This window comes from Microbacterium sp. T32, from assembly GCF_001619615.1.
Taxonomy (GTDB): Bacteria; Actinomycetota; Actinomycetes; order Actinomycetales; family Microbacteriaceae; genus Microbacterium.
The window spans coordinates 154,642-181,377 of the sequence record NZ_LQQP01000023.1; the positions used below are offsets into that span (position 1 = coordinate 154,642).

Sequence of the window (26,736 nt, forward strand, 5' to 3'; positions counted from 1 at the left end):
TATCCGTCCGAGAGGAGGAGCCATGACGCTCCTGACCGTCTGGAAAGAGACCGACCCGACCAGCCCCGTCCTCGAGACGACCGACGAGGACGAGATCCGCGCGGCCCTCGCCGAGCTCGGCGCCCGCTTCTCCCGGTGGGACGTGCACGAGATCGCCTCCGACGCCGCCCTCGACGACGTGCTCGCGCTCTACGCCGAGCAGGTCGAGAAGGTGAAGCAGGACGAGGGCTACACCCTCGTCGACATCGTGGGCCTCTCCCCCGCGCAGGACAACTACGACGAGGTCAAGGGCGCCTCGCGCGAGCGCTTCCTGTCCGAGCACCGCCACGACGACGACGAGGACCGCTTCTTCGCGAAGGGCGCCGGCGTCTTCTACCTGCACGTGAACGAGAAGGTCCACGCGCTCTACTGCGAGGCGGGCGACCTCGTCTCGGTCCCGGCGAACACTACGCACTGGTTCGACATGGGCACGAACCCCGAGTTCGTCAGCATCCGGTTCTTCCACGACGACGACGGCTGGGTCGGCCACTTCACGGGCAACCCCATCGCCGAGTCGTTCGCGACGTTCGACGAACTGCATGCGCGCCGCGCTCAGCTCGCCTGACGCCGCTTCTTCGCAGAAACGCCCCTTTCTCGCAGATTCCCCCGGGAATCCTGCGAGAAAGGGGCGTTTCTGCGAGTTTCAGCCCACGCGGCGCAGCGCGAGCGCGGCCCACGCGATCGGCGGGAGCGTCACGTGCAGGATGCCGTCCTCGATCCGCGCCCCCTCGAGCACACCCGGCTGCACGCGGTCGGGGTGCTCGAGCGTGTTGCTCGCGTACGGATCGTCGTCGTGCAGCAGGTGCGTCTCGACGAGCTCGACGTTCCCGAAGCCCGTGACGTCGATCGCGACCTCGACGGGCTGCTGCCGCCCGCGGTGGACGAGGAAGACCGCGGCCTCGCCCGTCTCGGCGTCGTGGGTGGCGACGGCATCCACCGCCGGGACCGTGCCGTGCTTCGCCGTGTCGATCGTGCCCGCCTCGATCTGTACGCGCAGCGCCTCACCCCGCGCGAGACGGGACGTGATCGAGAACGGGTAGAACGTCGTCTGCCGCCAGGCGGGCCCGCCGGGCTCCGTCATGATCGGCGCGATCACGTTCACCAGCTGAGCGAGGGACGCGGATGCCACCCGGTCGGCGTGCGCGAGCAGCGAGATCATGAGACTGCCGAAGACCACGGCATCCACCGCCGAGTACACGTCCTCGAGCAGGCGCGGCGCGACGGGCCAGTTGTCGATGCCGCTGAGCTGATCCACGTCGTGGAAGCGCGTCTGGTACCAGATGTTCCACTCGTCGAACGAGATGTCGATCTTCTTGTCGCTGCCGCGCACCGCGCCGACGTGGTCGGCGGTCGCGACGACGGCCTCGATGAACCGGTCGGTGTCGACCGACGACGCGAGGAACGAGTCGATGTCGCCGTCGTGCTCCTGGTAGTAGGCGTGGCACGAGATCATGTCGACCTCGTCGTACGTGTGCGTGAGCACGACGCGCTCCCATTCGCCGAACGTCGGCATCTGGGCGCCGGAGGACCCGCACACCACGAGCTCGATGGTCGGATCGAGCTGGCGCATGCCCTTGGCCGTTCGCGCCGCGATCTTGCCGTAGTCGTCGGCGGAGCGGTGGCCCAGCTGCCAGGGTCCGTCCATCTCATTCCCGAGGCACCACACGCGCACGTCGAACGGCGCCTCGCGGCCGTTGTCGATCCGCTGCTGCGACAGGGCGGTCCCGCCGGGGAGGTTGCTGTACTCCAGGAGGTCGATGGCCTCGAGCGTCCCGCGCGTGCCGAGGTTCACCGCGAGCATCAGCTCGCTGCCCGCCTTCTCGAGCCAATCGGAGAACTCGTGCAGCCCGACCTCGTTCGTCTCGGTGGAGTGCCACGCCAGGTCGAGGCGACGAGGACGCTTCTCGCGCGGGCCGACACTGTCTTCCCAGCGGAAGCCCGACACGAAGTTGCCACCGGGGTAGCGGATCATCGACACGCCCAGCTCGCGCACGAGCTCGAGCACGTCGCGACGGAACCCCTGCTCGTCGGCCTCGGGGTGGCCGGGTTCGTAGATGCCGTCGTAGACGTGGCGTCCCAGGTGCTCGACGAAGCCGCCGAAGAGGCGGCGCCGCACGGCCCCGATGGGGAAGCGGGGGTCGACGGTCAGGCGGGCGGTGGTCATCGTGCTCCTCGGGATGCGTGTGCGGCGAATCGGTCGGCCACCGGGTTACGCCGGCGCGCCAGGGTGGTCGGGGTCTCCACGAGGTCGTGGAGGCCCATGGTCAGAAGGTGAGCGGAGCGGGGGAGATCGCTGTGGCGATAGGTCCACTCGTACATGTCGAACAGCGGCCACCACGTGTATCCGACGACGTCGACACCGTCGGCGCGGAGACCCTCGACGGCGGCGACCGAGGCATCCAGCCACGCCAGGCGCGTGGGGACGTCGTCGGTGACGCAGGTCTCGGCGAGCATGACCGGAGCGCCGTAGCGCTCCGCGTACGTGCGCAGCATCTCGACCATTCCGTCGGTGCCGTCGTCGCGCGTGGGGCGCGGGTCGGCGAAGCCGCCTCCGTGATGGATGCCGGCTTCGAACAGCTCCGTCGAGTGACGCGGGTAGTAGTTCACGCCCATGACGTCGGGCTGTACCGCGTTGTCGCGGAACCACGCGAGCTGTACGTCGTCGACGCCGTTGGCCCGCAGGAGCGGGAGCAGCGGATGCCCCTCGGTCACGTGTCCCGTGACGAGATCCTCGACGAGGAAGGCCTGATGCGCGTAGCGGTGCGCGGTCTCGCGGTGCTCGGGAGCGTCGACGTCGCCGGCGTACCGCATCGAGGCGTCGACGTGCACGAAGGTCGCCGCGCCGCCGAGCACGTCGGCGACGGCGCGCTGCGTGCCCACGAACCCGCGCGCGATCGCGGTCGCGATCTCGACGAGACCGGCGGGTCCCGAGCGGTACGGCGGCCAGTACGCGTACTCGCCGCTGAACAGGGAGTGCAGCATCGGCTCGTTGACGGGGGTGTAGTCCGTGGCGAGCCCGCGGTAGCGCTCGGCGGCGCGGGCGGCGTACTCGGCGACGAACGCCGCGTAGTCGGGGTGGGCGAACTCCCCCTCGATCCACGTCGGCGTGCCGTAGTGCAGCAGGTCGACGATCGGGCGGAGGCCGCGCTCGGCGAAGCCCTCGAGCACGCGGTCGGTCCAGGACCAGTCCCACCGGCCGCGCTCGGGCGACACCACGTGCCACGGAATCCCCCAGCGCAGGAACTCGGCATCCACCGAGACGGCCAGGTCGAGGTCGTGCGCCCACTGGGTGTAGTGCTCGGTGAGCGCGTATTCGTCGATCGCGCGCTCCCCCGGCCGCTCCTGCGGCACGAAGGTGTTCTCGATCCCCGCACCGAAGTGCAGGCGACCGTCGCGGTACCAGGGCGTGTTCGGCATCCGTTCCTCGCTCATTTCAGGCCCGACGTTCCGACGCTGTCGACGAACCGTCTCTGGATCAGCAAGAAGAGGATCGCGAGCGGCAGCAGGGCGATCAGGGAGCCCGCCATCATCACGCCCTGCGGGATGATCCCGCCCGGTCCAGTCAGCAGCGTGAGACCGGATGTCACCGTGCCCATCTCGGACTGCGTGGTGAACACGAGCGGCCACAGCAGGTCGTTCCAGTTGTTGACGAACGTGAAGATCCCGAGGGTGAGCAGGGCCGGCACGGCGTTGGGCAGCACGATGCTGCGGAAGATGCGGAACTCGCTCGCGCCGTCGATCCGCGCCGCGTTGTCGAGATCGCGCGGGAGCGAAAGGAAGAACTGGCGGAGGAAGAAGATGCCGAACGCGTCGGCCGCGCGGGGGGCGATCAGCCCGGCGTACGTGTTCACCCAGCCGAGGTCGGACACCAACTGGTAGATCGGGATGAGCGTCGCCTGGAACGGGATCATCAGGCTCGCGATGATCGCGATGAGCAGCACGCGGCTGCCCCGGAAGTCCAGCCGCGCCAGCGCGTACGCCGCCAGGGAGTCGAACACGAGCGCGAAGGCCGTGACGCCGCCGGCGAAGACGAAGCTGTTGAGGATCAGCCGGGCGAACGGCAGGTCGGTGAAGATGCGCGCGAAGTTGTCGAGCGTCCACTGTCCCGGGAGCAGCGTCGGCGGGTACGCGTTCACCTCGGCGATCGGTTTGAACGCGGTGAACAGGATGATGAGGATCGGCAGCATCAGGACCAGCGTCGCGATCCCGACCACCACGAACAGAACGACCGACACGAGGGTACGGCGGCGGGCCTGGGGCGAACGGCGGCGGATCGGACGGGCGGATGCCGTGGCGGCGGGCGCGGAGGCGAGGGCGGTCATGCGGCATCCTTCTCTCGGCGTGAGAAGAAGAGGAACTGGGTGAGGCTCAGCACGAGCGTGATGAGCAGGAGCACGTACGACAGGGCGGACGCGAACCCGAGGTCGAGCTTGCGGAAGCCCGACTGGTAGATCTCCATGACGATGGTCTGGGTGCTTCCGTAGGGGCCGCCGCCGGTCATGACGTAGATCTGGTCGAAGGCCTGCAGGGCCGCGATGAGCGCGACGATGACGACGAAGCCCAGGGTGTTGGAGAGCATCGGCAGGGTGATGCTCCAGAACCGCTGCAGCGCGGAGGCACCGTCCACGCGCGCCGCTTCGTAGAGGCTCGTGGGGATGTCCTGCAGGCCGGCGAGGAAGATCACCATGGAGAAACCGAAGCTCTTCCAGACGGCCACGAGGACGACGGCCGGCATGGCGAGGTTCGGATCCTGCAGGACGTTCCCGAGTTGGATGCCGACGGCTCGCAGCCAGTAGTTGAGCAAACCCACCTGCGGGTCGAGGAGATACGACCACGCGAACGCGGCGACGGCGAGCGACACGATGAACGGCGTGAACAGGGCCGTCCGGAACAGGCCGCGCAGGGGAAGGAGCGGGTTGTTCAGCAGGAGAGCGAAACCCAGCGCGAGCGCGATCGCCACCGGGGTGAAGAGCACCGCGTAGACAGCGGTGTTCCCCATGGCCCGGAGGATGTCGCCGTCGGTGAAGACCCGGACATAGTTGTCGAGGCCGACGAACTTCTCACGGCCGAACCCGCTGGCGTTCGTGAACGACAGGCGGAGGGCCGAGATCATGGGCCAGGCGACGAAGACGGTGAGGATGACGATCGCCGGCGTGAGGAAGGCGATCACCGTGAGTCGGTGACGGGGGGTGTGGCGGAGCGATCCCCGGCCGCCGAGGGGAGCGGGCGGCCGGTACGCACCGGGGCGGCGGGTCCGCGCTCCCGGGGCTTGCGTGGTCATTGAGGATTCCTGTTCGTCGGGCGTCGAGGGGAGAGACACGGGAGGGGCGGCGCGGGCGCCCCTCCCGTGCCGCGGGTCACCCGATGGCCTGCTGGATCTTGTCCTGAGCGGTCTTCAGGAGGTCGGCGACGTTCCCGCCGGAGACGGCCTTCTGCGTGAGCTCGTCGATGTCGGTGAGGACGTCGACGCTGTTGACCACGCCGGGGAGCAGGGCTCGACCGGTCGAGGCGATCTCGCTCAGCGAAGCGACGACGGGGTTCGACGAGACGTCGCTCAGCGGGATGTCGGTGCGCAGCGGAGGCCACCCCGAACCGAGCGACCACTTCGTGGCGACGTCCTTCTGGAAGAAGTACGAGAAGAACGCCTCGGCGCCGGCCTTCTTCGCGTCGTCGGCCTGCGCGGTCACACCCATGGAGACGCCGATCGCCGAGGCGGCCTGCTCGGCGGGACCGGCCGGGATCGCGGCGATGCCGTAGTCGATGTTGTTGTCCTTGGCGATGGATGCCATCCACGGACCGCCGACGTGCATGGCGGCCTTGCCGGAGCTGAAGAGCTTGTCGGCAGCGATGCCGTCGAGTCCGGTCGGCGAGATCTTGTCCTTCGTGATCGCGTTGGTCCAGTAGTTCAGCGTCGCAGCGTTCTCCGGCGAGTCGATGACGGCCGTGGTGCCGCCGTCCACGATGTTCCCGCCACCGCTGAGGAAGAGGCTCGGCCACAGGCCGTTGGCGACCGTGGCGTGATCGGGGATCGCGACGCCGTACTGCTCGGGGGTCCCGTCACCGTTCTCGTCCACCGTGAGCTTCTTGGCATCCGCGACCCATTCGTCCCATGTGGTGGGGGCGGCCGTGATGCCGGCCGCGGAGAACAGGGCCTTGTTGTAGAACATCGCGAGGGGCACGAAGCCGGTCGGCACCCCGTAGGGGGTGCCCTTGACCGTGACCATGTCCTTGGCCTGCGACACCAGGTCGGCGGTGTTGCTGTCACTCGACCCGTAGAAGTCGCTGAGGTCGGCGAACGCGCCCTTGTCGGCGTAGACGGGGAGCCGCTCCGCGGGCATCGCGACGATGTCGGGACCCTGCTTGGACGAGAGCGACGGCAGGAGGGTGTCGTCGATGACGGCCCACGTCTTCGTCTCGGTCGTGATGACGTACTTGTCCTGCGAAGCGTTGAAGTCGGCGACGATCTGGTCGAGGACCTTGCCGTCGGCCTCGGTGTAGCCGTGCCAGAACGTGAGGGAAACCGGGCCGGAGGTGTCCGAGCCGGAGGAGCCGGAGCATCCCGCCAGCACGAGGGCCGTGGCCCCCACCGCCGCGAGGACGGCTGCGGTGCGCTTGATCATCTTCTTCGATGCCTTTCTGTGACTGCGTCGTCGGGTGTGCCCCGTGCCGGGGCCGCTGCGTTTACAACGATGTAGGTAAACGTTGTAAATGGATGATCACCCGCCGGTGCGGCGCTTGTCAAGCACCGGACTCAGGCGCGGGTCGACTCGCGCTCGACGAGCCGGAAGTCGGCGAAGACCTCGCGCGGCGCGACACCGTCGTCGCCGGTGATGCGGTCCACGAGCAGGTCGACTGCGACCCGCGCGATCTCGGACCGACCCGGGTCGATCGTCGTGAGCGCCGGCAGCGAGTAACGGGTCTCGTCCAGATCGTCGAACCCGACGATCGCGACCTCTTCGGGAATGCGCACGCCCCGCTCCAACAGGACGCGCATCGCACCAAGAGCGAGAGAGTCGTTGAACGCCACCACTCCGTCGAACGCGGTCCCGGCGTCCAGAACAGCGCGCATCGCGTCGGCCCCGTCCACCCGATGCCAGCGGTCGACGGGCACGACCAGTGCCGGATCCACAGCTCGTCCGGCTTCGGCGAGCGCCGATTCGTACCCGCGCAGGCGCAGCCCCGCGGACCCCACCACCTCGCCGGGGTGCGACCCGAGTGCAAGAATCCGCTGCCGACCCGCCGCGATCAGGTGCGCCGTGGCCGCGTGCGCGGCCTCGGTGTTGCGCATGGTGACGTGATCGTGCGCGGAGTGGAAGATCCGCTCGCCGAGCAGGACCATCGGCATCCCCACCTCGTCCAGCAGGGCCGCATCGTCTTCGCCGAGCGACAGCACCGAATACAGCACTCCGTCCAGACCGCGGCGCCGCGCACCGCGCAGGGCAGCGAGTTCGCTGTCGCGCTCGGCGTCGAACTGCTCGATGAGCACAGAGAACCCGTGCGCGCGGGCCGCGCGCATCACGTCGTCGGCGAGCTCGGCGAAGTACGGATTCCGGAGGTCCGGGACGATGAGCCCGATCATGTCGGCCCGGCCGGACCGGAGGCTCCGCGCCGCCTGGTTGGGGCGGTACTGGAGCTCATCGATCGCCGCCTCGACGCGCTCCCGCGTCGCCGACCGCACGTGCGGATAGTTGTTGATCACGTTCGAGACCGTCTTGATCGACACTCCGGCCGCGCGGGCCACGTCGTGCAGCGTTGCGCTCATGGCATCCCTCCCCCATCTCTGTGCGCCGACTCTACAACGTTGCAATCGACTCTTGACGGCGGGTACGTCCCACCCCTACCGTCGTGACGTCTCTACAACGTTGTAGTACACGGGGTGGAGCGTACCGATCACCAGAGCGGGTCGTCGCGCGGACGCGGCGCGTGCCGGCTCCGACTCCCCGACAGAGGAGCAGGAACCATGTCCCCATTGCCCAGCCCCCATCGACGGCGACGCGTCCTCGCGGCCGCGCTCACCGCGACCGCCCTGGCGGTCGCGTCCTTCCTCACACCGACCGCCGCCTCGGCCGTGACGACGGGCAACGGCTCGCTCGTGTACTCACCCGCCGCGGGCTCGTCGTTCAACCCGGAGGGCGGCACACCCGCGGGAACGACGTACGCGAAGATCATCGTCCTGAAGAACAACGGGTCGTACAACGGAACTCAGCTGGTCACCTTCGACAAGCTCGTGCTGCAGAGCGGGAAGCAGGTCTACCCGATCTATCGCAGCTCCGACAACGGCACGACCTGGACGAAGATCGCCGACATCGACCCCAGCGTGGCCTTCCCCGGCTACAACCGGACCGCGCAGCCGTTCCTGTACGAACTGCCGCAGGCCTCGGGCTCGCTCCCCGCGGGCACGATCCTGCTCGCCGGCATGATCATGCCGCAGGACCGGTCGGCGAGCCGCCTCGTGGTCTACAAGAGCACCGACCGGGGCACCACCTGGAGCCCGCTCAGCACGATCGACTCCGGTGGCCCGGCCGTCTACGACCCGAGCCCCACGTCGACGACCTCCACGGTGTGGGAGCCGTCGCTCGCCATCGACGGCGGCGGCGGGCTCGTCGCCTACTTCTCGGACGAACGCCAGAAGTCGTCCGGCGTCCTGCAGGCCGTCTCCTACCGCCGGTCCACGGACGGCGGTGCCACGTGGGGCGCCCTCGGCAACGTGTCGGCGCCACCGAACCAGAGCGATCGTCCGGGCATGATCACCGTCACCAAGCTGCCCGACGGCCGGTACCTCGCGACGTTCGAAGTGGTCAACCGCCCGAGCCAGTCGCAGAACACCGCGCCGGTGTACTTCAAGACGTCGTCCGACGGTCTGAACTGGGGCGACACCACCACCATCGGCACACCGATCCGGCTGGCCGACGGCCGGGGCATCGGCTCGTCGCCGTTCGTGAAGTGGGTGCCGAGCGGTGGGCCCAAGGGCACCGTGATCGTGGCATCCAAGTGGTCGCTCACCGCGAGCGGTGCGATCGACGGCGGCCAGAATTTCTACGTCAACTACAACCTCGGCGAAGGACCCTGGGAACGTCTGCCGATGGCCGTCACCTACGACGCGAGCGACACCCAGGGCGGCAACTTCAGCGGGTTCGCGCAGGGCATCGACATCGGCACCGATGGCCGCACGCTCTACCAGGCCACGAACGTCGAGAACACCGCCACCGCGCTCAATGACATCCGGGTCGGATCGATCCCCGTCGACGCGCAGCAGTACGAGGCAGAGAAGGCGACCCTGACCGACGCCTCCATCGTCACGCACCCGCAGGCCGCGAACGGGCAGAAGGTCGGCAACATCAACAACAGCGGCAGCGCGGTGCAGTTCACCGTGCGGGTGCCCGCGGCCGGCACGTACACGCTCGACGTGCGCTACGACAACGGCTACGGCAGCACCGCGACGCACAACGTCAGCGTCAACGGCGGGACGTCGTCGACGATCTCGTACCCGCCGACGGTCGACTGGGGCCGCTACGCCTGGGCGCAGAAGACCGTCACGCTCAACGCGGGCGTCAACACGATCCGGTTCGGCAAGGGCACCAACTTCGCCGAGCTCGACACCCTGCGCGTCTGGCGCACCTCGGGGCTGGACCCGCAGTTCCAGATCGCCAACCGCAACAGCGGGAAGCTGCTCGAGGTCACGGGGGCGTCGCTCGCGGACGGCGCGGCGGTCGGTCAGTGGGGTCCGACCGGGAACGCCACCCAGCGGTGGACGCTGACACCGACCGGTTCGAACACGCAGCTGGTCAACCTGAACAGCGGCAAGCTGCTCGAGATCCCATCGGCATCCACGGTCGCGGGAGCGAACGCCGGGCAGTGGGGCCCGACCGGCAATGCCACGCAGAACTGGAACGCCGCCACCTCCGGCGGGTGGTGGACCTTCACCAACGCCAACAGCGGGCAGCTCCTCGAGATCGACGGGTGCTCGACCGCCGACGGCGCGGTGGCCCAGCAGTGGCCGGCGAACGGCCTGACCTGTCAGCAATGGCGACTGACGCGGGAGGGCATCCAGTGACGCCCTGACCCCGGCCCCGACCCCGCCCGGCGCGACCGGGTGGGGTCGGAGCGGCCGCGTCAGATGACCTCGGCGCTCCAGTGGTCGGGGAGGCCGAAGCGGAACGCCTCGATCGACACCGCCTGCTCGCGCAGGAAGGGCAGCAGCTCGATGCGGCCGGCCGTCGTGACCTCGCCGGCGTACACCGTCAGCGTCGGGTCGCCGCAGAGCGCCTCGGCCAGCGCAACGCGCAGGCCCTCGCCCGACGCCGCCGTCCCCACGATCCGCACGCGCGACGGACGAGGGGCGACCGCCGCGTCATCGGCGGACTCGGCATCCGGGATGCCACCCGCCAGGCGCTGCAGCCACTCCGCGTCGGACTCGACCGACACGGGGACGCCGCTTTCTCCGAGCAGGTGCCGCACCGCGGCGGGGAGTCCCACCGGCGTACTGAGCGTGTAGCGGGACCCCGAACGGACGGCCGCGACGAGCACGCGCAGCACCGCCTGCCACGGGGCGTCGGCGGTCGCGCGCACGGCCACGTCGGTCGGTCGGTACCGCAGGAGGTTCCGCTCGACACCGAGGCGGGAGGCATCCTTCACCCGTCCGAATTCGCGATCCCACGCGACGGCGTCCGACAGCGCACCGCGCCGCAGCCATTCGAACGCGGCGTAGTCGAGGGTCGGCTGGGCGGCTTCGATGAGCGACGAGATGCGCGTGTCGAGCCCGCGCAGGTGCAGCGTCGACGACGCGGGGCCACCGGACGACGGCCGCCACGACCCCAGCGCCACGAGTCGGTTCGGGCCGCCCGACATCGCGCCCGGACCCACGCCCGCCGCACCCCAGCCGCCGAGCGGCTCGCGCTGCACGGCCGCGCCCGTGGTGGGACGGTTGACCCGGAGCACCGCCGCCTCCGCCGTGTCCAGCCACAGCTCGAGATCGGCGGCATCGCGGGTGTGCAGCCCCGCGACGAAGCCCGAGCCGACGAGGTTCTGCAGCTCGATCGCGCGGGCCAGGGTCGGAGCGTGCAGGATGCCGAGTACCGGCGCCGCGACGGCGGTCCGGGTCAGGTGCGAACCGGCGTGGACGCCCGTCCGGACGCCCGGCGTCCAGAAGCGGCCCGCGGTCTCGGGCCCGAGGTCGAGTTCGCGCGGCTCGACGAGCCACCGCTCGCCGTCGGCGAGGACGGTCAGTGCGCGGCGGACGTCGCCGGTGGGCTCCTCGACCAGCGGACCGACGTCGGACAGCGGATCGTCGGCGGGCCCGACGCGGAGCGACCCGACGGCATCCTTCAGCTGCGCGAGGAACCGCGTCGAGCGCGCGACGGCCCCCACGAGGATCACGAGCGATGACGCCGTCGCCGCCTGACCGGCGCGGACGAACGCCCCCGACACGATGTCGGCGACCGCACGGTCGACGTCGGCCGACGGCGTGACGATGACGGCGTTGCGCCCGGCCGTGAGTGCCTGCAGCGGCAGATCGGGGCGCCATTCGACGAAGCGCTCGGCCGTCGCGCGCGCCCCCGCGAGCAGCACGCGGTCGACGCCCGGGTGCACGATCAGGGCGCGACCGGATGCCTCTTCGTTCAGGTCGACGTACGCGAGTGCGTCGCGCGGGACCCCCGCGGCCCACAGCGCCTCGGCGACGACGGCTCCGGCTCGCCGCGCGCGCGGCGACGGCGTCAGCACGATGCCGGAACCGGCGGCGAGCGCCGCGAGGGTCTCGGCGGCGCACAGCCCGACCGAGGAGTTCCAGCGGGGCGCGACGACCGTGAGCCGATCGGGCACGAATACGGCGCCCGCGACCCTGTCCAGTTCCTTCGCGGTGGCGGCGGAGTACGCGGCGGCGTCGATGGCCTGGTCGACCTCCGCGTCGGCCTCGGCGAAGAGCGCACCGCTCTCCGACGCGAGCACCTCGACCAGCTCCGCCCGGCGTTCGGCGAGCGACCGGGATGCCGCTTCGATCACCGCGGCGCGGTCGGTCGCGGCCCGGCTCCCCCACTCCTCGGCGGCGGCGCGGACGCGCGAGATCACGGCATCCAGGCCCGCCTCGTCGTCGATACGACCGGCGGCGGCCGTCGCGTCCCCGGCCGTCGAGCCGGCGACGGCGGTGAGGACGTCGTGCGCCCACGCGCGGTCCTCGGGGACGCTGGGGTCGGCGGCGGGCACGTTGCGGAAACCGGGTGCCGCGCCCGACAGCTCGGCGGTCTCGCGCACCGAGAACACGGCGGTGTCGACGAACGCCTGACCACCGAAGAGCATCTGCTGCGCGTCCGGTCCGAGCGCCTGCGTGTCGCCGGGGGCGGCGTCGCGGGCGATGCCGAGCACCGCCTGCGTCAGGCCCGGCTCGTCGGCGTCGTCCGCCGCGGGCTCGCGCAGGATCGGCGGGGTCGGCGCGATGCCGCGCTGCGGGGCGCGGGCGGGCGCGGGCGTCGCCTCGGGGGTCGCGAACGCGGCCGCGATGCGGGTACGGGGATCGCCGTCGCCGTCTTCGGGATGCCACTGCGCCGCCCGGGCGGCGAGCCCGGCGATCACCGCGTCGACGTCATCGGGATGCGCGACGGGCGCGAGCAGGACATGCCGTTCGTCGACAGCCCAGCCACCGAGGGGCAGCGCGAGATCGATGTGCCCCTCCGCGTCCTCGGCGAGGGCGCGCACGATCGCGGCGCGCACCGGGTCGCCCGTGGCGAACTCGACCCGCAGTCCCTCGGTCGCACGGCGACCGAGCGCTTCGCGCGCCGTCGCCACGGTGAGCGCGTCCAGGTCGGCCGTGGCCGTGACGGCGGGAGCGGGCCAGCCGCCTCGAGCCGCGCGGAGGGCGTCGTCCGTGACCGGGATCGCGTCGTCGAGGCGCACCGCGAGCGGCGCTCCGCCGTCGCTGACGCGCACCCGCGCCCACGCGGCGAGTTCGCGCAGCGCCCCGAGCGTCTCGGGCACGGCGACGGGCAGCGCGATCCCGGCGGACGCGTCGCGCAGGCGCGGCTCTTCGAGCACGCGGGTGAGGACGGCGACGGTGAGGTCGAGGTCGTCGCGCCCCTCGGCGACGAGCGTGACGCGCGTGCCCGAACCCGCGGCATCCAGGAACAGCGGAAGGAGCCGCTCGGCCGCGTACTCGACGTCCGCCTCGAATGCCCATCGCGACAGCCCCGCGACGACCTCGGTCACGGCGACGGAGACGCGCGGCACGTCCTCGCGCGCGACGAGGGCCCGGATGCCATCGAGCCGGTGCCGCGCGGCCGCCTCGCCCCGCACGGCGGGCGCGGTCAGCCGCAGGTCGGGGGTGACGTCGGGGCCCAGCGCGGCGAGCGCCGGACCGAGGTGGTCGCCGCGCGCGTCGAGGAACAGGGGCGAGAGCGCGTCGGAGAGGAAGCGCCGGGCGAGAGGCACGGCCGGGGACGGCAGCACGGGGGCGATCGCCGCGCCGAGCTGGACCGCGCCCCGCGCCACCCAGGGCAGTCCCGCGGGGACCTCGCCCGACAGGCGGTGGAGAGCAGCGGCCGGCGCGGTCGTCCCCTCGGGCCGCAGCACACCGTCCGCGGCGCGGGCGAGGAACCCCGAGATCTCCGCGGATGCGGGATGGGTTTCCGCGAACGTCGCGGCGTAGGAAACGGCGCGCTCGACCGGGTCGGTGGAGAGCAGGGGACCGTGCGCGTGCGGCTCGTTCTGGCTCATGCTCCACAGCCTAAGGAGCCGATGCGCCCACCCCCGGCGGCCCCGCCGCGCGGCCCCGAATCGACGCGGGCACCGGCCCGCCCCGATGCCCGGGCGCAGACCGTCCGCCCGGCTCACCCGGTACGGTCAGCCGACCGCTATCCCGCCCGCAAGTAGGCGTCGATCGCGTCGCGCATGATCTGGCTGGGACGAAGATGATCCCGGGCCGCCCGCTGAGTCAAGAGATCGTCGAGTTCACGTGGGAGCCGCACCTGCCGTTTCGGCGAGGGGCCAGAACCTGCCCGACCGCTGAGCCCGGGCCGACCCCCGAGGGCGATGAGTTCCTGCAGATCCTCTTCCGTGGCACGACCGCCGGTGACACCGGGTGGTGTGGAGGAGGTGGGGAGGTCGTAAATACCCTCGACGAGCTCGTCGAGCTCATCGAGAGTCGTGCTGCGTTCTGTGGCGAGCTTCGCCGCGTGTTCGATCGGGGAGTAGTCCTCGTTCTCCGCTCGTGCTGCCATTGCGGCGTAATGCGCCTGCTGCTTCTTGCTCAGTGTCATGTGTTCCCCTCCTTGTCATGTCGTGCCGCGATGATCGCCTGCGCTCGCGACTTCGTCCTCGGCCGAAAGTGCAGGACGTGGAAAATGTAGACGATCCGCGGCGAGCGGCGATGGACGAAAACCTCGAGGAGTTGCCCATCACGCGCCGGGCCGATCACCAGGTCGACGACTTCCCCCGTCTCGGGGTCCACATCAAACCCCGCCAAGAAGAATCTCTTGTGCTGAATGGCGTGGACTCCGTCGGCGATTGGATAGTGCTTCTCGGCGCTCTCCGCCCAATCCAATGCCACGGCCTCAGTGTACTCCAAAACCCCAGTTTCGTACTACAGAACTATCCGACACGGGACCGCTTGCTGCTCCCGCGGGACACGCCAGTGCCCAGGCCGCGCAAGCGGCCGGGGCACCGCGCGCTCCGTCCTCAGCCGATCACGCGGCGCCTCCGCCGGATCACCACACCCGCGGCCAGCGCGAGCAGACCGAGCACGAGTGCGGCGATCGACACCATCCCGCCGGTCACGGCGAGGGGCGTGCTCGCGGTCGGAGCGGCCGGAGCCGGGGGCGTGACGCCGGCCGCCCCACGGATCTCCACCGGCACGGACGCCTGCACGTCCCCGACGATCGCGACCAGGTCGTGCGTCCCCGCGGGAACGTCGGCCGACAGCGTCACGGTCACCCGGAACGTCCCGTCACCGTCGGTGCGCAGCGTGCCGAGGTCGATCGGCGTCGAGTGCAGCGCGAGGCGACCGTCGGTGTTTGCCGGCCAGCCGGTGCCCGTGACGGTGATCGTCCCGCCCGCGACCAGGTCGCCCGACACCGCCAGCGTCGGGTCGCCGGCGGCGGCGCCGACCGAGGCCGAGCCCGTCCCCCCGACGTTGCCGGCGACATCGACCGCGCGGTACGACACCGTGACGGGCCCCGCCGGAGCGGTCACCGAGGCCTCGGCGCCGGACACGGCGGTCCAGGTCGCCGCGTCGCCCAGACGGTACTCGATGCGGTCCACGCCGGAGGCGGCGTCGGCCGCCGTCAGGCGCACCGTGCGGGCCGTGGCATCCACCGCGCTCGTCACCGTCGGCGCGGCGCGGTCGACGCGCACCGTCGCGGGAACGGATGCCGAGACGTTGCCGGCCGCGTCCGTGGCGCGGAACGCGAGGTTCGCGGTGCCATCGGCCGGCGTGACGGCGCCGGTGTACGCCGCCCAGGTCGCGCCGCCGTCGGTGCTGACCTCGAGCCGCGGGGCGGCGTCGGTGTCGTCGGTCGCGGTCGCGGTGACCGAGACGGGCGACACGAACCAGCCGTTCGCCCCGTCCGGCGCGGCGGGCGAGGTCGCGACCGTCACGCTCGGCGCCTGAGTGTCGGGCGTCCGGGTGTGCATCCGGAGGAACGTCACCGAGTACGGCGCGAACGTCCGCGTGAAGCTTCCGCTCACGGTCACGTCCGTCGTGGTCGGTGCCACCGGAGAGGCATCCGCGGTGTTGACCGCCCCCGGGGCGGCGGCCAGCACCGTCATCTGCGCGGTCGGCAGCACCGAGAGCCCGCCGAGGTCGACCTTCGTCACGGCCTCCTTCGCCTGCGCGTTGACCACCTTGAGGATGACGTCACCGGTCGCCTCGTCCTTCGTCATCACCTGGGCGAAGGGCTCGACCGCGGTGTTGGTGAAGTGGCCGGCCTGCTGACCGTCGACGAAGAGCGTCACCTCTGGGCCGCGCACCTGGATGCGCAGGTCGTAGGTGCGTCCCGTCTCGACGCGCGGCGTCCCGGTGTCCGTCACGATCGACTTCGCCCCGTCGACGGCCTTCTCCACGACGCTGCGGGTGTTGCCCCAGCCGCCGAGGTTCCACCACAGGTAGTCGGCCGCCCCCTTCACGCCGAACCCGACGAGGAAGCCCTCGGCGCCGGCGAGCTTGGTGGCCTTCAGCGACACGTCGTAGTCCGTGGCATCCAGGGCGGGACCGGCGACGAGCGTATTGTTCGCCGTCGTCGACGACTGCACGTAGCTGCCGTCGGCCGCCGACCACGACCCCGCGTTCGCGAGCTTCGTCCAGCCGTCGTCGTTCTTGTCGGAGAAGTCGTCCGCGAAGAGCGTCTTCCCGTCCGGGTCGGTGACCTTCACGTCGTCGTAGCGCGCCGACGTGCTCCAGGTCGAGAGCCCCACCGAACCCGCCAGACCCGTGGATGCCAGGTCCCCCGCGGCCGAGGTCGGTACGACGCGGTCGCCCGTGTTGGTCATGAAGAGCTTCTGCACCTCGTAGTTCGCCGAGCCCCACACCTGGTCGCGGTCGAACCAGATGAGGTCGGGCCGCCACTGGTTGCTGCTCTGGTCGGCGAGGAGCGGCGCGTACGACGCCATCTTCACGACGTCGGCGTTGCGCTCGAGCCCGGTCATGTACGCCGCCTCCGACAGCGCGTTGAAGAAGCGGTTGTCGCGCGAGGCGTACTCGCCGATCCACACCTTCGGCCCGTTGCGGTCGTACGAGTCGTAGCGGATGTTGTGCGAGAGGAACCACGACGGGTCGCGGTAGTAGTGCTCGTCGACCATGTCGACCTTCTCGGCCCGGTTCTGCTCCCAGTGCTTCTCGAAGTTCGCCCCTTCGGCGTCCGGCCCCGAGTTGCTGATCAGGATCATGTCGGGGTACTTCGCCTTGATGGCATCCCGGAACTTCACGAAGTTCGCCATGAACGCCTCGGGATAGTTCTCCTCGTTGCCGATCTCGATGCGGTCGAGACCGAACGGAGCCGGGTGTCCCATGTCGGCGCGGAGCTTGCCCCACGTCGTGTCGACGCCGCCGTTGGCGAACTCGATGAGGTCGAGCGTGTCCTGGATGTGGCGCTGGAGCAGCGCGGGGTCGGTCTGCTGCAGGCCCTGGCCGCAGCCGTTCAGCAGCGCCGGAACGTCGGGCACGGGCTTGGCGCCGATATCCTCCGCGAACTGGAAGTACTCGTAGTACCCGAGACCGAGCGACTGGTTGTAGCCCCAGAAGTTGGCGTTGGTGGCGCGAGTCTCCACCGGCCCGACGCTGTCCTTCCACTGGTACGACCGGGCGCGCTGATAACCGGATGCCGCGGAGTAGTCCTGGTGGCTGTTGACGTTGACGATGCAGCCACCGGGGAACCGGATGAATTTCGGGTGCAGGTCGGCGATCTTCTGCGCGATGTCCTTGCGGAGACCGTTCGCGTGGCCCTTGAAGGTGTCGCGCGGGAAGAGCGAGACCTCGTCGAGGCGCAGCGTCCCGGTGCCCCCGGCCTGCACGAGCAGACGGGCGCGGTCGGTGGTCGCGGATGCCGTGACGGTCCCGGTGTATTTCACCCACCCGTCGCCGGCCACCGTCGCGGTGACCGCGTCGGAGAGCGCGGTACCGTCGGCGGCGCGCAGCACGAGCGAGACCGGCGTCCCGGCCGGGGCGGTGGTGCGCGCCCAGAACGACACGTCGTACAGCCCACCCGACGTCAGCGCGATGCCCGTGTCGAACCCGGCGTTCTCCACCCCGAACGTGCCGGCGCCGGCGTTGGTGAGGTCGAGCTGCAGGTACGTACGGTTGCGGTCGTTCATGCGCGCGGCGTCGTTGACCGGCTTCGCCGACCCCGTCCCGCCGCCCAGACCCACGGGGGTCCAGGCCGTCATGCCCGTGAAGTCACGGTTGTCGACCGGGAGGAACTCGAACGACCGGTTGCGCGCGAGCTCGGCGTACAGCCCGCCGTCCGCGGCGTTGTTGATGTCCTCGAAGAACACGCCGTACATCTCGTCCGAGATCTCGGCACCGTCCTTCGACGGGTCGGCGGTGATCGAGTAGTCCGCGGTCTCGTCGGTCGGGTACGCGGCGTTCAGACGCTGCTGCTCGGCGACGCTGATGGGCAGGACCGTTCCGTGACGCGGACGGCTCGGGAGCCCGGCATCCGGGACCGACGTCCAGTTCCCCGACGCGATGTCGCGGGTCTCGAACATCATGTAGCCCTGACCGCCGTGGTAGCTCGGCTGGTCGATGAGCATGTACCAGTGGCCGGCTTCGGCGTTGTCGCGGAAGACGGTCGGCCCCTCGCCGTTCGTGAACGTACCGCCCCAGGGGTTCGGCTGGCCGACGCCGATCTGCTCCTTCACGAGCTGCCAGCCGGGCGTCGAGGTGGTGGTGGGGAGCGAGCCGGTGACGGTCGCGGTCAGGTCGGTCGAGCGCTCCTGACGGACGGTCATGGATGCCTCGTCCTTGAGGAAGCGGTAGTACACGTCGCCGTCGCGCACGACGGTGGCGTCGATCGTGCCCTTGCCCGCGCCGCGCTTGACGTCGACCCACGGCTGCGGCTCGCTGAACGTGACGAAGTCACGGGTGGTGACCATCATCATGCGGTTGTAGCTGTCGGCGGCGCGACGGCCGTCGGTCGACGCGCTCGGGTACAGGTTCGAGGCCCAGTACACGACGTACTCGCCGCGGTCCGGGTCCCACGTCGCCTCGGGCGCCCACGTGTTGCCGGCGAGCGCGCTCGACACGGTGATCTGCCGCAGCGGGCTCCACGTCACGAGGTCGTCGGACTGCCAGACGTTGAGCTTGCGGCTGCCGACCTCCTGCGCGCGACCGAAGTCGCCGTTGTAGCGGTCGAACATGTTGAGGTCGGTGGACAGCATATAGAAGCGGTCGCCGTCGGCCGAGCGCATCACGAACGGGTCGCGGATACCTTCCTCGCCCTGGTTCGAGGTGAGCACGGGCTTGCCGTCGTTGAGGGTCAGCCAGCTCTTCGGGTCGTTGCCGCGCGACGTCGCGAACGAGATCTCCTCGTCGGTCGTCGTGCTCTCACCCGTGAAGAACGGGAAGAAGTACGCACCGAGCTCCTGCTTCTCCGGAAGCGGCTGCACGACGAGCGAGAAGGTGCGGGTGGCGGAGCTCGAGCCCTTGCTGACGGTCGCGGTGACTTCGACGGTCTTCGCGGCGGAGCCGTGCGCGGGGCGGGTCACCTCGCCGGTGGCCGTGACGACCGCCGCGTCGGACGACGACCAGGCGACGGTGGTGCCGTTCTGCCCGGCGGCGGGCAGGGTGACGTTGCCCCGGACGTCGTCGGCGCCGGGGATCGCGAGCGCCGCGGCCGCGGCATCCACGTCCTGCTGGTTCGAGGGCGTGCCCTCGGCGACGAGCGCCTTCACCTCGTCGTCGGTGAGCGCGGAGTCGTAGATCGCGACGTCGCGCACGCCGCCCTTCCAGATGCGGTCGGGGTACGACGACTTGCCGATGTAGGAGACGAGCCCGGTCCCGAAGTCGGCGACGGTCCGGGTGGATGCCACGGTGCCGAGCTTCGTGCCGTCGAGGTACGCCGTGATCGAGGTGGGCGTGATGACCGTCGTGTACAGCGCCCACGCGTCGGTCGCCGCGGGGCCGGCGACGCCGCGCGACCCGTCGGTGGGCGAGATGCCGCGCTCGAGCGTCCACGGCTGTCCGATGCGCGGACCGTCGGTGAGCACCGACTTCACACGGCCGGCGGGGTTCGACGGGTTCAGCAACCAGTACTGCTGCGGCAGGTTCTCGGTCGTGCCGAAGAACATCGCGGCTTGGTTCCCCGCCCCGGTGCGATCCTGCAGCCACGCGGACACCGTCACGGTGCTGTGGCCGTCGAAGAGCCCGGTGGGCAGTTCGACGTACGCGGCGTTGGATCCCGCCGCCCCGCCCGGGAGCGACAGCTTGTCGCCGTCGACCGCGAAGCCGGTGCCGCGGATCGTCGCGGCGTGACCGTGGCCGGACGCGTCGGGGACGGTGGTCCCGGTCGTCGCGGCGAAGTCGTACGACGCCAGGGGCACGGGCAGCGGGGCCGCGGCCGCCCCCACCGCGGGCACGAGCCCGCTCAGGACGACGGCGGCAGCGGCCAGGAGAGAACCGGCGCGACGGAGTGTCCTCCCGCGCGCGGCCTCAGGGGTTCGGGGGCGTGACAGCACCAAGATCGTCCTCCTCGACGATGGGTGATCCGGCGGGGGCCGGCGGAAGCGGGCTCGAATTGTGAGCGCTCACTTTTTCATCATCTTTGAGGTTGTCGAGCGTCCGTGTCAACCGTTATCGCCCGTGGTAGCGCTCCCGATCACGAAATGTGAGGCCTCACACGCGAACGCGAGTGTGGCGTCTCACGCGCTTCGCGTCCCCGGCCGTGACCCTGGTTCGCTACTGTCGATTCGCCCCGACCACTGGAGATCGCCATGGCTCAGACCTTCACCGACATGCCGCTGGACCTGCTGCACGAGTACCGGCCGGAGCTCATCGAGCCCGAGGGCCTGGATGCCTTCTGGACCGAGACGCTCGCGGAGGCCCGCGCCGCCGCCCGTCCCGCGACGCTCACCGCGGTGGACGGTCCCGTCCGGGCCCTGTCGGTTCAGGACCTGACTTTCACGGGGTACGCGGGCGACGAGATCCGCGGCTGGGTCGTCCGCCCGCACGGCGACGAGCCGCTGCCGGCGGTCGTCGAGTTCATAGGGTACGGCGGTGGGCGCGGCCTCCCCGGCGACAAGATCGCGTGGGCCGCCGCCGGCTACGTCCACGTCATCATGGACACCCGCGGCCAGGGCTCGGGATGGAGCATCGGCGACACCCCCGACCCCCACGGATCCACCGCCGCCTACCCGGGCGTCATGACCCGTGGCATCCACGATCCGCGCGAGTACTACTACCGCCGCCTGTACACCGACGCCGCGCGGCTGGTCGACGTGGTCCGCGAGCTTCCCGGAGTGGATGCCACCCGCATCGCCGTCACCGGCGGCAGCCAGGGCGGCGCGCTCGCGATCGCCGCGGCGGCGCTGTCGGGCGACGCGGTCGCCGCGGTGATGCCCGACGTGCCGTTCCTGTGCGACATCCCGAACGCGATCGTGCGGACGCCGTCCCCGCCGTTCACCGAGGTCACGCGGTGGCTCTCGATCCACCGCGACGACGCCGCGGCGGCCCTGCACACGCTGTCGCACATCGACGGCGCGATCCTCGCGCGACGGATCGCGGTGCCCGCATTCTTCTCGGTGGCACTGATGGATGACATCGTGCTGCCGTCGGGGGTGTTCGCGGCGTTCCACGCCCTGGCATCCGAGGACGCCGCGATCGAGGTCTACCCGTACAACGGCCACGAGGGCGGCGGATCGCGGCACTGGGCGCGTCAGGTCGCGTGGCTCGACGCCCGTTTCGGCCTTTCGGACGCGGGGTCCGCGCAGGGCTGAAGCGTCTCGCCTCTGCGCGCCCAGCGCGCCCGGGATCAGCGCCAGTCGCTCGGGGCGGGCCGCTTCGTCGAGGGCAGCGCGGAGGCCGCGGCCCAGTCGTGCACCCACGGCTCGACGTCCGGCACGCCCTCGGGGCGTCCGACCGCGGCGAACAGTTCCTCGTGCGGCACGGTCCCGCCGGTGCGGCGCAGGATGCGGGCGCGGATGATCGCGCGGGCGAAGATCTCGCCGCCGACCACGGCGCGGTGCTCGAGGTAGACGGCGCGGTCGTCGTGGCCGAGCATGCGCGTCTCGAGCTCGAACCGCTGCCAGAGCTCCAGCGACCGGCGGAACGTGATCGTCTCGGCCGCGACCACGGCGTACCAGCCGTGCGCCTTCATCGCGCCCGCGATGCCCGTGCGGGTGAGCAGGTCCCAGCGCCCGAGGTCGAACAGCGACAGGTAGCGGCCGTTGTTGAGGTGACGGAGCAGGTCGATGTCGGTGGGCAGCACCCGGATGCGGATGCGTCCGACCGAGTTCGGGTCGACGGGGCCCTCTCGCCGCAGGCGACCCTGCGCGCGGAGGAGGACGAGGAGGGTGCGCCAGAGGACGTTCACGAGCCGCGAGCGTAGTGATCTTCCTACGAAGCGGCGATTCCTTTGTGCGCAGCCGACAAGGCCGGCGCGTCGGGTTCGCGCGGCGGATACACCCAGGCCACCAGCACGACCGACACGATCATCAGCAGGAACCACGACGACAGCTTCGACGCGTCGACCGGATGCCACCCGCCCACCTGCGACGGATACAGCCACGCGCCGGCGTACGTGGCGATGTTCTCGGCGAGCCAGATGAACACCGCGACACCGGCGAACGCGAGGAGGAGTGGCATCCGGAATGTGCCGCGGAAGAAGCGGAAGTGCATCATCGTGCGCCCCCACAGCGCGACGACCGCGACGACGAGCACCCAGCGCAGGTCGACGATCCAGTGGTGGGTGAAGAAGTTCGCATAGATCGCGGCGGCCACGATCGCCGTGAGCCACCGCCGCGGATAGCGCGTGAAGCGCAGGTCGAACAGCCGGTAGACCCGCACCATGTAGCTGCCGACCGCGGCGTACATGAAGCCGCTGTAGAGCGGGACGCCGCCGATCCGGAGGACGCCGTCGGCCGCGTACATCCACGACCCGACGTCGGTCTTGAACAGCTCCATCAAGGTTCCGACGACGTGGAACAGCACAATGACGCGCAGCTCGCGCAGCGTCTCGAGCCGAGCCACCACCATGACGACCTGGATCAGAACGGCGGCGATCGTCAGCGCGTCGTTCCGCGCGAGCGCGGCGTCGGCCGGGTACCAGGCCTTCGCGGTCAGAACCACCGCGAGGAACGCCGCGCCGAACACGCATGCCCACGCCTGTTTGAGGACGAAGACGGCGAACTCGACGAGACGCGCGCGGACACCGGTCGCGGGAGCGGAGCGCAGCAGCCGGTTCGCGTACGCGTCGATGCGCGCCTCGACCGACGTGAGGGCGGGGCGCGCGATCATGCCCCGGATCGTGGCACGCGAGTCTGGCAGGACGCCGATGCGTACCGCATCCCGAGGTCGTCGGCATCCGATTTCCGGGTGACGGGAGGGCCGCGTAGAGTCGCGCCATGACTGCGGAAACCCGAACCGACATCGTCGTCCGTCCGGTACGCGACGTGGATGCCGAGGCCCTCGGCCGTGTGCACGCGACGTGCTGGCACGAGACCTACGATCACCTGATCAGCACCGCCGCTCTCGAAGCCGTGTCCCCCAAGCGCATGGCCGAGCTGTGGACCCACTGGGCCGCCCAGGGCGAGGACTTCCGCATGCGCGCGGCGCTCGTCGACGGCGAGATCGTCGGCTTCGTCGGCTCGGGCCCCGCCCGCGACGAGGACGCCCCGCGGGCGCGCGAGCTGTACTTCATCTACCTGCTCGACCAGTTCCACGGAACCGGCATCGGCCAGCAGCTCTTCGACGCCGCCGTCGACGAGGGCGAAGAGCTGTATCTGTGGGTCGCGGAGGACAACCCCCGCGCCCACCGCTTCTACGCGCGCAACGGTTTCGCGCTGGACGGCGCCTCGCACGTCGAGCCCTTCCTCGGTGAGGAGCTCACCGAGGTGCGCTTCGTCCGCTGACGTGCTGCAGATCTGGGCCCTCGAGGGCATCGGCGAGATCACGCCCGGCACCGACCTGGTCGGGGTGATCCTCGAGGCCGCGGGCGACACGCTGCGTGACGGCGACATCGTCGTCATCACCAGCAAGATCGTGTCGAAGGCCGAGGGCCGGATCCTGCACGCCGACGACCGCGAAGACGCGATCACGCGCGAGACCGTGCGGCTCGTGGCATCCCGCACCTCCCCCTCCGGGCACGTGACGCGCATCGTCGAGAACCGCCTCGGGATCGTCTCCGCCGCCGCCGGGGTCGACGCCAGCAACACCCCCGAGGGCACCGTGCTGCTGCTGCCCGAGGATCCCGACGCCTCGGCCCGTTCGATCGCCGTGGGGCTTCGCGCCACCGGCTCGCGCGTCGGCGTGCTCATCACGGACACGCTCGGCCGCGCCTGGCGCGAGGGTCAGACCGACCACGCGATCGGCGCCGCGGGCGTGCACGTGTTCGAGGACCTGCGCGGGACCGTGGATGCCGAGGGCCGCCCCCTCGTCGTGACGCTGCCGTGCGTGGCCGACGAACTCGCCGCCGCCACCGACCTCGTCAAGGGCAAGGCCGCGCGTCTGCCCGTCGCCGTGGTGCGCGGCCGTGGCGACCTCGTCGGCGACCTCGACCTTCCCGGCGCCCGTTCGATCGTGCGGCCCGCCGAGCGCGACATGTTCGCGCTCGGGTCGGACGAGGCGTACGCCGCCGGCTTCGCGGCGGGGCGCGCGGCGCGCGCCTGAGCTGCGGGCTGAGCTGGGGTCACCGGGCTCCCGGCATCCCGTCGTCCCGCTCCGATGAGGCATGTCCCACTTTGTGCGGTGCGTGTCCCACTTCGTGCGGTGGGTGTCCCACTTTGTGCAGCTACGGGGGCGGATATCTGCACAAAGTGGGACACGCCAGCCCGACGCCGCGCCCGTCACCCCGACCCCGCACCGCCGCTGCAGCGACCCCAGCCGAGTCATGTCCCACCACGTGCAGCTACGAAGGGCGAAATCTGCACAAAGTGGGACACGCCAGCCCGACGCCGCGCCCGTCACCCCGACCCCGCACCCCGCACCGCCGCCGCAGCGACCCCCAGCCGAGTCATGTCCCACTACGTGCAGCTACGAAGGGCGAAATCTGCACAAAGTGGGACACGCCAGCCCGACGCCGCGCCCGTCACCCCGACCCCGCACCGCCGCCGCAGCGACCCCAGCCCAGTCATGTCCCACTATGTGCAGCTTGGGGACCCTTAACCTGCACAAAGTGGGACATCAGGAGAGCGGTCAGCGGACGCCGCGGGCGGCGAGCGCCTCGCCGAGCTGGTCGGCGTGGCGGAGCGACAGCACGAGGAACGGCACCAGCCCCGCGCGCAGGGACGGACGGATGCCACGGGCTCGCTGCGCCTCGCGCACTTCGGCGGCGAGCCGCGCGAGGACCGGAATCGTCGTGATCGTCACCGCGAGGAGGAGCGCTGCGCGCTCGGCATCCATTCCGATCCGGCGCAGCGGACCGAGGCCCCGCTCGAGGGCGTCGAGCATGTCGTCGACGCGCGTCGTGAGCGGGAGGAGCGCCGCCACGAGCAGGGCCGCGGTCACCCGCGCGGTGTTCGCGAGCGCGGGTTCGGGGCCCAGGAAGATCAGCTGCCCGAGGGCGGTGACCGCGATGATCCAGCGCAGCCCCCACACCTGTCGACCGAGTTCGCGCATGCCGACACCCGAGCCGACGTACGCCAGCAACACCGCTCCGGCGCAGACCGCGGCCGTCCAGGCCACGGTCGGCAGGCCCGCGAGTGCGATCGCCGCGACGGCGAGCACCAGCATCTTCGGGCCCGCGGGCAGGCGGTGCAGGATGCCGTTCCCGGGGCGGTAGAGGCTCAGCACACGAGCGCCCGTTCGTATTCGTCGACGACCTCGGATGCCACGCCCGCGGCGCTGAGGCTTCCGTCGGCGAACAGCACGGCGGCGTCGCACCGGCGGGCGAGGGCGAGGTCGTGGGTGATCAGGACCAACGCGTGGCCGGCGTCGGCGAGGAGGTGGCTCGCGATGCGGCGGGCGTTGCGCGCGTCGAGGTACGCCGTGGGCTCATCGGCGACGACGAGGTCGGGCTCGCGCACGAACGCCCCCGCGAGCGCGAGCAGCTGCTTCTGGCCACCGGACAGGTCGTGCGCGGGCCGCTCCGCGAGGTCGGTGAGACCGAACCGCTCCAGCGCCCGTGCAACCCGCTCGGCGCGCTCCGCTCTCGGGAGCCGCTGCGGGCGCAGCGAGAACGCGACGTCCTCCGACACCACCGGCATGACGATCTGCGCGTCGGGGTTGCTCAGCACGAGCGCGACGCGGCGGCGGTGCTCCGCGGCATCCGTGTCCGGGTCGAGTCCGAGCACCCGCACGTCGCCAGCGTCGCGACGGACGAGCCCCGCGAGCACGCGCGCGAACGTCGACTTGCCCGAACCGTTGTCGCCGATCACCGCGATCGTGCGGGCGTCGAGATCGAGGGTGACTCCGCGCAGGACGTCGCGGCCGTCCAGCCGCACGCCGAGGTCGCGACAGTGCAGGATCACGCGGCGACGCGCTCCTCGACCGGCGCGGCGCGCCACTGCCGACGGAAGCCGCGCGGGTACACCCGCACCAGGAGCGTCACGACGATCGTCGCGACCGCCGCCTTCAGCAGGTCGCCCGGGATGAACACGAGGCTCGCGATGACGGTGTCGCCGAGGGGCAGGCGCGTGACGAGACTCTGCACCGGGATGCCGAGCGCGTAGATCGCGACGACACCGCCGGCGACCATGGCGATCGCGGTGCGCCACCAGACGGGGCGGCGGTTGCCCGCGTGCACGATGAGGCCGACGACGATCGCGCCGAGGATCCAGCCGATCGCGTACCCGGCGGTCGGGCCGAGGAAGACCGCGAACCCACCGCGACCTCCGGCGAGGAGCGGGAGTCCGACGGCGACGAGGACGAGGAGGACCGTGACCGACAGCGCCCCGAGCCACGGCCCGAGGATCGCGCCGGCCAGCATGACACCGAGGGTCTGCGCGGTGATCGGCACGCCACCGAACACCGGGAAGCTGCCGGGGAGGCCCAGCACCGCGATCAGTGCGGCGAGGACGGCCACGCGCGCGAGGTCGGTGGCATCCGGGGTGCGAAAAGTCATGGTG

20 protein-coding genes are annotated in these 26,736 nt (G+C 70.9%); 5 read left to right on the forward strand and 15 right to left on the reverse strand.

Annotated features, from left to right (window positions below; all coding sequences use genetic code 11):
- Positions 1-22: 22 nt before the first annotated feature.
- On the forward strand, positions 23-604 hold the full coding sequence (locus tag AVW09_RS12925) for a 1,2-dihydroxy-3-keto-5-methylthiopentene dioxygenase (RefSeq protein WP_063258456.1): 582 nt from the start codon (positions 23-25) through the stop codon (positions 602-604).
- A 78-nt stretch (positions 605-682) separates the two neighbouring features.
- On the opposite strand, the gene arfA is transcribed toward AVW09_RS12925, so the two are convergent.
- The 6 genes from arfA to AVW09_RS12955 all read right to left on the reverse strand — a co-directional run bounded on the left by arfA (position 683) and on the right by AVW09_RS12955 (position 7,801).
- On the reverse strand, positions 683-2,203 hold the full coding sequence (gene arfA / locus AVW09_RS12930; RefSeq protein WP_063258457.1) for an arabinosylfuranosidase ArfA: 1,521 nt from the start codon (positions 2,201-2,203) through the stop codon (positions 683-685).
- Positions 2,200-3,471, reverse strand: coding sequence for a family 1 glycosylhydrolase (locus tag AVW09_RS12935; RefSeq protein ID WP_231901842.1), 1,272 nt, complete (start codon positions 3,469-3,471; stop codon positions 2,200-2,202). Before AVW09_RS12935 ends, arfA begins: the two co-directional genes overlap by 4 nt.
- Positions 3,468-4,361, reverse strand: a complete 894-nt coding sequence (locus AVW09_RS12940) for a carbohydrate ABC transporter permease (RefSeq protein WP_063258459.1) — start codon at positions 4,359-4,361, stop codon at positions 3,468-3,470. Before AVW09_RS12940 ends, AVW09_RS12935 begins: the two co-directional genes overlap by 4 nt.
- Entirely contained in the window at positions 4,358-5,320 is a 963-nt protein-coding gene (locus tag AVW09_RS12945) for a carbohydrate ABC transporter permease (RefSeq protein ID WP_063258460.1), read from the reverse strand. Before AVW09_RS12945 ends, AVW09_RS12940 begins: the two co-directional genes overlap by 4 nt.
- 76 nt (positions 5,321-5,396) lie before the next feature.
- Positions 5,397-6,659 carry an ABC transporter substrate-binding protein gene (locus AVW09_RS12950; RefSeq protein WP_156496100.1) on the reverse strand — a complete coding sequence of 421 codons (1,263 nt, stop codon included), beginning with the start codon at positions 6,657-6,659 and terminating at the stop codon, positions 5,397-5,399.
- Between the two features lie 131 nt (positions 6,660-6,790).
- Entirely contained in the window at positions 6,791-7,801 is a 1,011-nt protein-coding gene (locus AVW09_RS12955) for a LacI family DNA-binding transcriptional regulator (protein ID WP_063258461.1), read from the reverse strand.
- Positions 7,802-7,999: 198 nt separating this feature from the next.
- On the opposite strand from AVW09_RS12955, the gene AVW09_RS12960 reads away from it, so the two are divergent.
- Positions 8,000-10,093 carry an RICIN domain-containing protein gene (locus AVW09_RS12960; protein WP_063258462.1) on the forward strand — a complete coding sequence of 698 codons (2,094 nt, stop codon included), beginning with the start codon at positions 8,000-8,002 and terminating at the stop codon, positions 10,091-10,093.
- Positions 10,094-10,152: 59 nt separating this feature from the next.
- On the opposite strand, the gene AVW09_RS12965 is transcribed toward AVW09_RS12960, so the two are convergent.
- The 4 genes from AVW09_RS12965 to AVW09_RS17345 form a co-directional block, all read right to left on the reverse strand.
- Positions 10,153-13,743 carry a proline dehydrogenase family protein gene (locus AVW09_RS12965; protein ID WP_063258463.1) on the reverse strand — a complete coding sequence of 1,197 codons (3,591 nt, stop codon included), beginning with the start codon at positions 13,741-13,743 and terminating at the stop codon, positions 10,153-10,155.
- A 137-nt stretch (positions 13,744-13,880) separates the two neighbouring features.
- The gene (locus AVW09_RS12970; RefSeq protein WP_063258464.1) at positions 13,881-14,285 is read right to left on the reverse strand and encodes a hypothetical protein; all 405 of its coding nucleotides are present in this window, start codon (positions 14,283-14,285) and stop codon (positions 13,881-13,883) included.
- Positions 14,282-14,575, reverse strand: coding sequence for a hypothetical protein (locus AVW09_RS12975; protein ID WP_156496101.1), 294 nt, complete (start codon positions 14,573-14,575; stop codon positions 14,282-14,284). Before AVW09_RS12975 ends, AVW09_RS12970 begins: the two co-directional genes overlap by 4 nt.
- A gap of 128 nt (positions 14,576-14,703) precedes the next feature.
- Positions 14,704-20,193 carry an alpha-L-arabinofuranosidase C-terminal domain-containing protein gene (locus tag AVW09_RS17345; RefSeq protein WP_231901850.1) on the reverse strand — a complete coding sequence of 1,830 codons (5,490 nt, stop codon included), beginning with the start codon at positions 20,191-20,193 and terminating at the stop codon, positions 14,704-14,706.
- A 255-nt stretch (positions 20,194-20,448) separates the two neighbouring features.
- On the opposite strand from AVW09_RS17345, the gene AVW09_RS12985 reads away from it, so the two are divergent.
- Positions 20,449-21,450: an acetylxylan esterase gene (locus AVW09_RS12985; protein ID WP_063258466.1), complete on the forward strand. Its 1,002-nt coding sequence runs from the start codon at positions 20,449-20,451 to the stop codon at positions 21,448-21,450.
- Positions 21,451-21,485: 35 nt separating this feature from the next.
- Here AVW09_RS12985 and AVW09_RS12990 read toward each other — a convergent pair whose 3' ends face one another.
- Positions 21,486-22,046 (reverse strand): acyl-CoA thioesterase, encoded by a 561-nt coding sequence (locus AVW09_RS12990; protein ID WP_063258467.1) that lies wholly within the window; start codon positions 22,044-22,046, stop codon positions 21,486-21,488.
- 23 nt (positions 22,047-22,069) lie between these two features.
- Positions 22,070-22,969 carry a DUF817 domain-containing protein gene (locus tag AVW09_RS12995; protein ID WP_063258468.1) on the reverse strand — a complete coding sequence of 300 codons (900 nt, stop codon included), beginning with the start codon at positions 22,967-22,969 and terminating at the stop codon, positions 22,070-22,072.
- Positions 22,970-23,076: 107 nt separating this feature from the next.
- Between AVW09_RS12995 and AVW09_RS13000 the strand changes: the two genes are divergently transcribed.
- A complete protein-coding gene (locus tag AVW09_RS13000) occupies positions 23,077-23,583 on the forward strand; it encodes a GNAT family N-acetyltransferase (RefSeq protein WP_063258469.1) in 507 nt (168 codons plus the stop codon).
- 1 nt (position 23,584) lies between these two features.
- On the forward strand, positions 23,585-24,340 hold the full coding sequence (gene cofE, locus AVW09_RS13005) for a coenzyme F420-0:L-glutamate ligase (protein ID WP_063258470.1): 756 nt from the start codon (positions 23,585-23,587) through the stop codon (positions 24,338-24,340).
- A gap of 525 nt (positions 24,341-24,865) precedes the next feature.
- On the opposite strand, the gene AVW09_RS13010 is transcribed toward cofE, so the two are convergent.
- Genes AVW09_RS13010 through AVW09_RS13020 form a run of 3 tightly spaced genes read right to left on the reverse strand, consistent with a single transcriptional unit; the run spans position 24,866 to position 26,732 of the window.
- Positions 24,866-25,462, reverse strand: coding sequence for an energy-coupling factor transporter transmembrane component T family protein (locus AVW09_RS13010; protein ID WP_063258471.1), 597 nt, complete (start codon positions 25,460-25,462; stop codon positions 24,866-24,868).
- A complete protein-coding gene (locus AVW09_RS13015; RefSeq protein ID WP_063258472.1) occupies positions 25,456-26,139 on the reverse strand; it encodes an energy-coupling factor ABC transporter ATP-binding protein in 684 nt (227 codons plus the stop codon). Before AVW09_RS13015 ends, AVW09_RS13010 begins: the two co-directional genes overlap by 7 nt.
- Positions 26,136-26,732, reverse strand: coding sequence for a biotin transporter BioY (locus tag AVW09_RS13020; RefSeq protein WP_063258473.1), 597 nt, complete (start codon positions 26,730-26,732; stop codon positions 26,136-26,138). Before AVW09_RS13020 ends, AVW09_RS13015 begins: the two co-directional genes overlap by 4 nt.
- Between the last annotated feature and the right edge of the window lie 4 nt (positions 26,733-26,736).

Bases quoted from the DNA above. Each gene is read 5' to 3' on its own strand.
- AVW09_RS12925 (WP_063258456.1), top strand. From the start codon at position 23: ATGACGCTCCTGACCGTCTGGAAAGAGACCGACCCGACCAGCCCCGTC.
- arfA (WP_063258457.1), bottom strand. From the start codon at position 2,203: ATGACCACCGCCCGCCTGACCGTCGACCCCCGCTTCCCCATCGGGGCC.
- AVW09_RS12935 (WP_231901842.1), bottom strand. From the start codon at position 3,471: ATGAGCGAGGAACGGATGCCGAACACGCCCTGGTACCGCGACGGTCGC.
- AVW09_RS12940 (WP_063258459.1), bottom strand. From the start codon at position 4,361: ATGACCGCCCTCGCCTCCGCGCCCGCCGCCACGGCATCCGCCCGTCCG.
- AVW09_RS12945 (WP_063258460.1), bottom strand. From the start codon at position 5,320: ATGACCACGCAAGCCCCGGGAGCGCGGACCCGCCGCCCCGGTGCGTAC.
- AVW09_RS12950 (WP_156496100.1), bottom strand. From the start codon at position 6,659: ATGATCAAGCGCACCGCAGCCGTCCTCGCGGCGGTGGGGGCCACGGCC.
- AVW09_RS12955 (WP_063258461.1), bottom strand. From the start codon at position 7,801: ATGAGCGCAACGCTGCACGACGTGGCCCGCGCGGCCGGAGTGTCGATC.
- AVW09_RS12960 (WP_063258462.1), top strand. From the start codon at position 8,000: ATGTCCCCATTGCCCAGCCCCCATCGACGGCGACGCGTCCTCGCGGCC.
- AVW09_RS12965 (WP_063258463.1), bottom strand. From the start codon at position 13,743: ATGAGCCAGAACGAGCCGCACGCGCACGGTCCCCTGCTCTCCACCGAC.
- AVW09_RS12970 (WP_063258464.1), bottom strand. From the start codon at position 14,285: ATGACACTGAGCAAGAAGCAGCAGGCGCATTACGCCGCAATGGCAGCA.
- AVW09_RS12985 (WP_063258466.1), top strand. From the start codon at position 20,449: ATGGCTCAGACCTTCACCGACATGCCGCTGGACCTGCTGCACGAGTAC.
- AVW09_RS12995 (WP_063258468.1), bottom strand. From the start codon at position 22,969: ATGATCGCGCGCCCCGCCCTCACGTCGGTCGAGGCGCGCATCGACGCG.
- AVW09_RS13000 (WP_063258469.1), top strand. From the start codon at position 23,077: ATGACTGCGGAAACCCGAACCGACATCGTCGTCCGTCCGGTACGCGAC.
- AVW09_RS13020 (WP_063258473.1), bottom strand. From the start codon at position 26,732: ATGACTTTTCGCACCCCGGATGCCACCGACCTCGCGCGCGTGGCCGTC.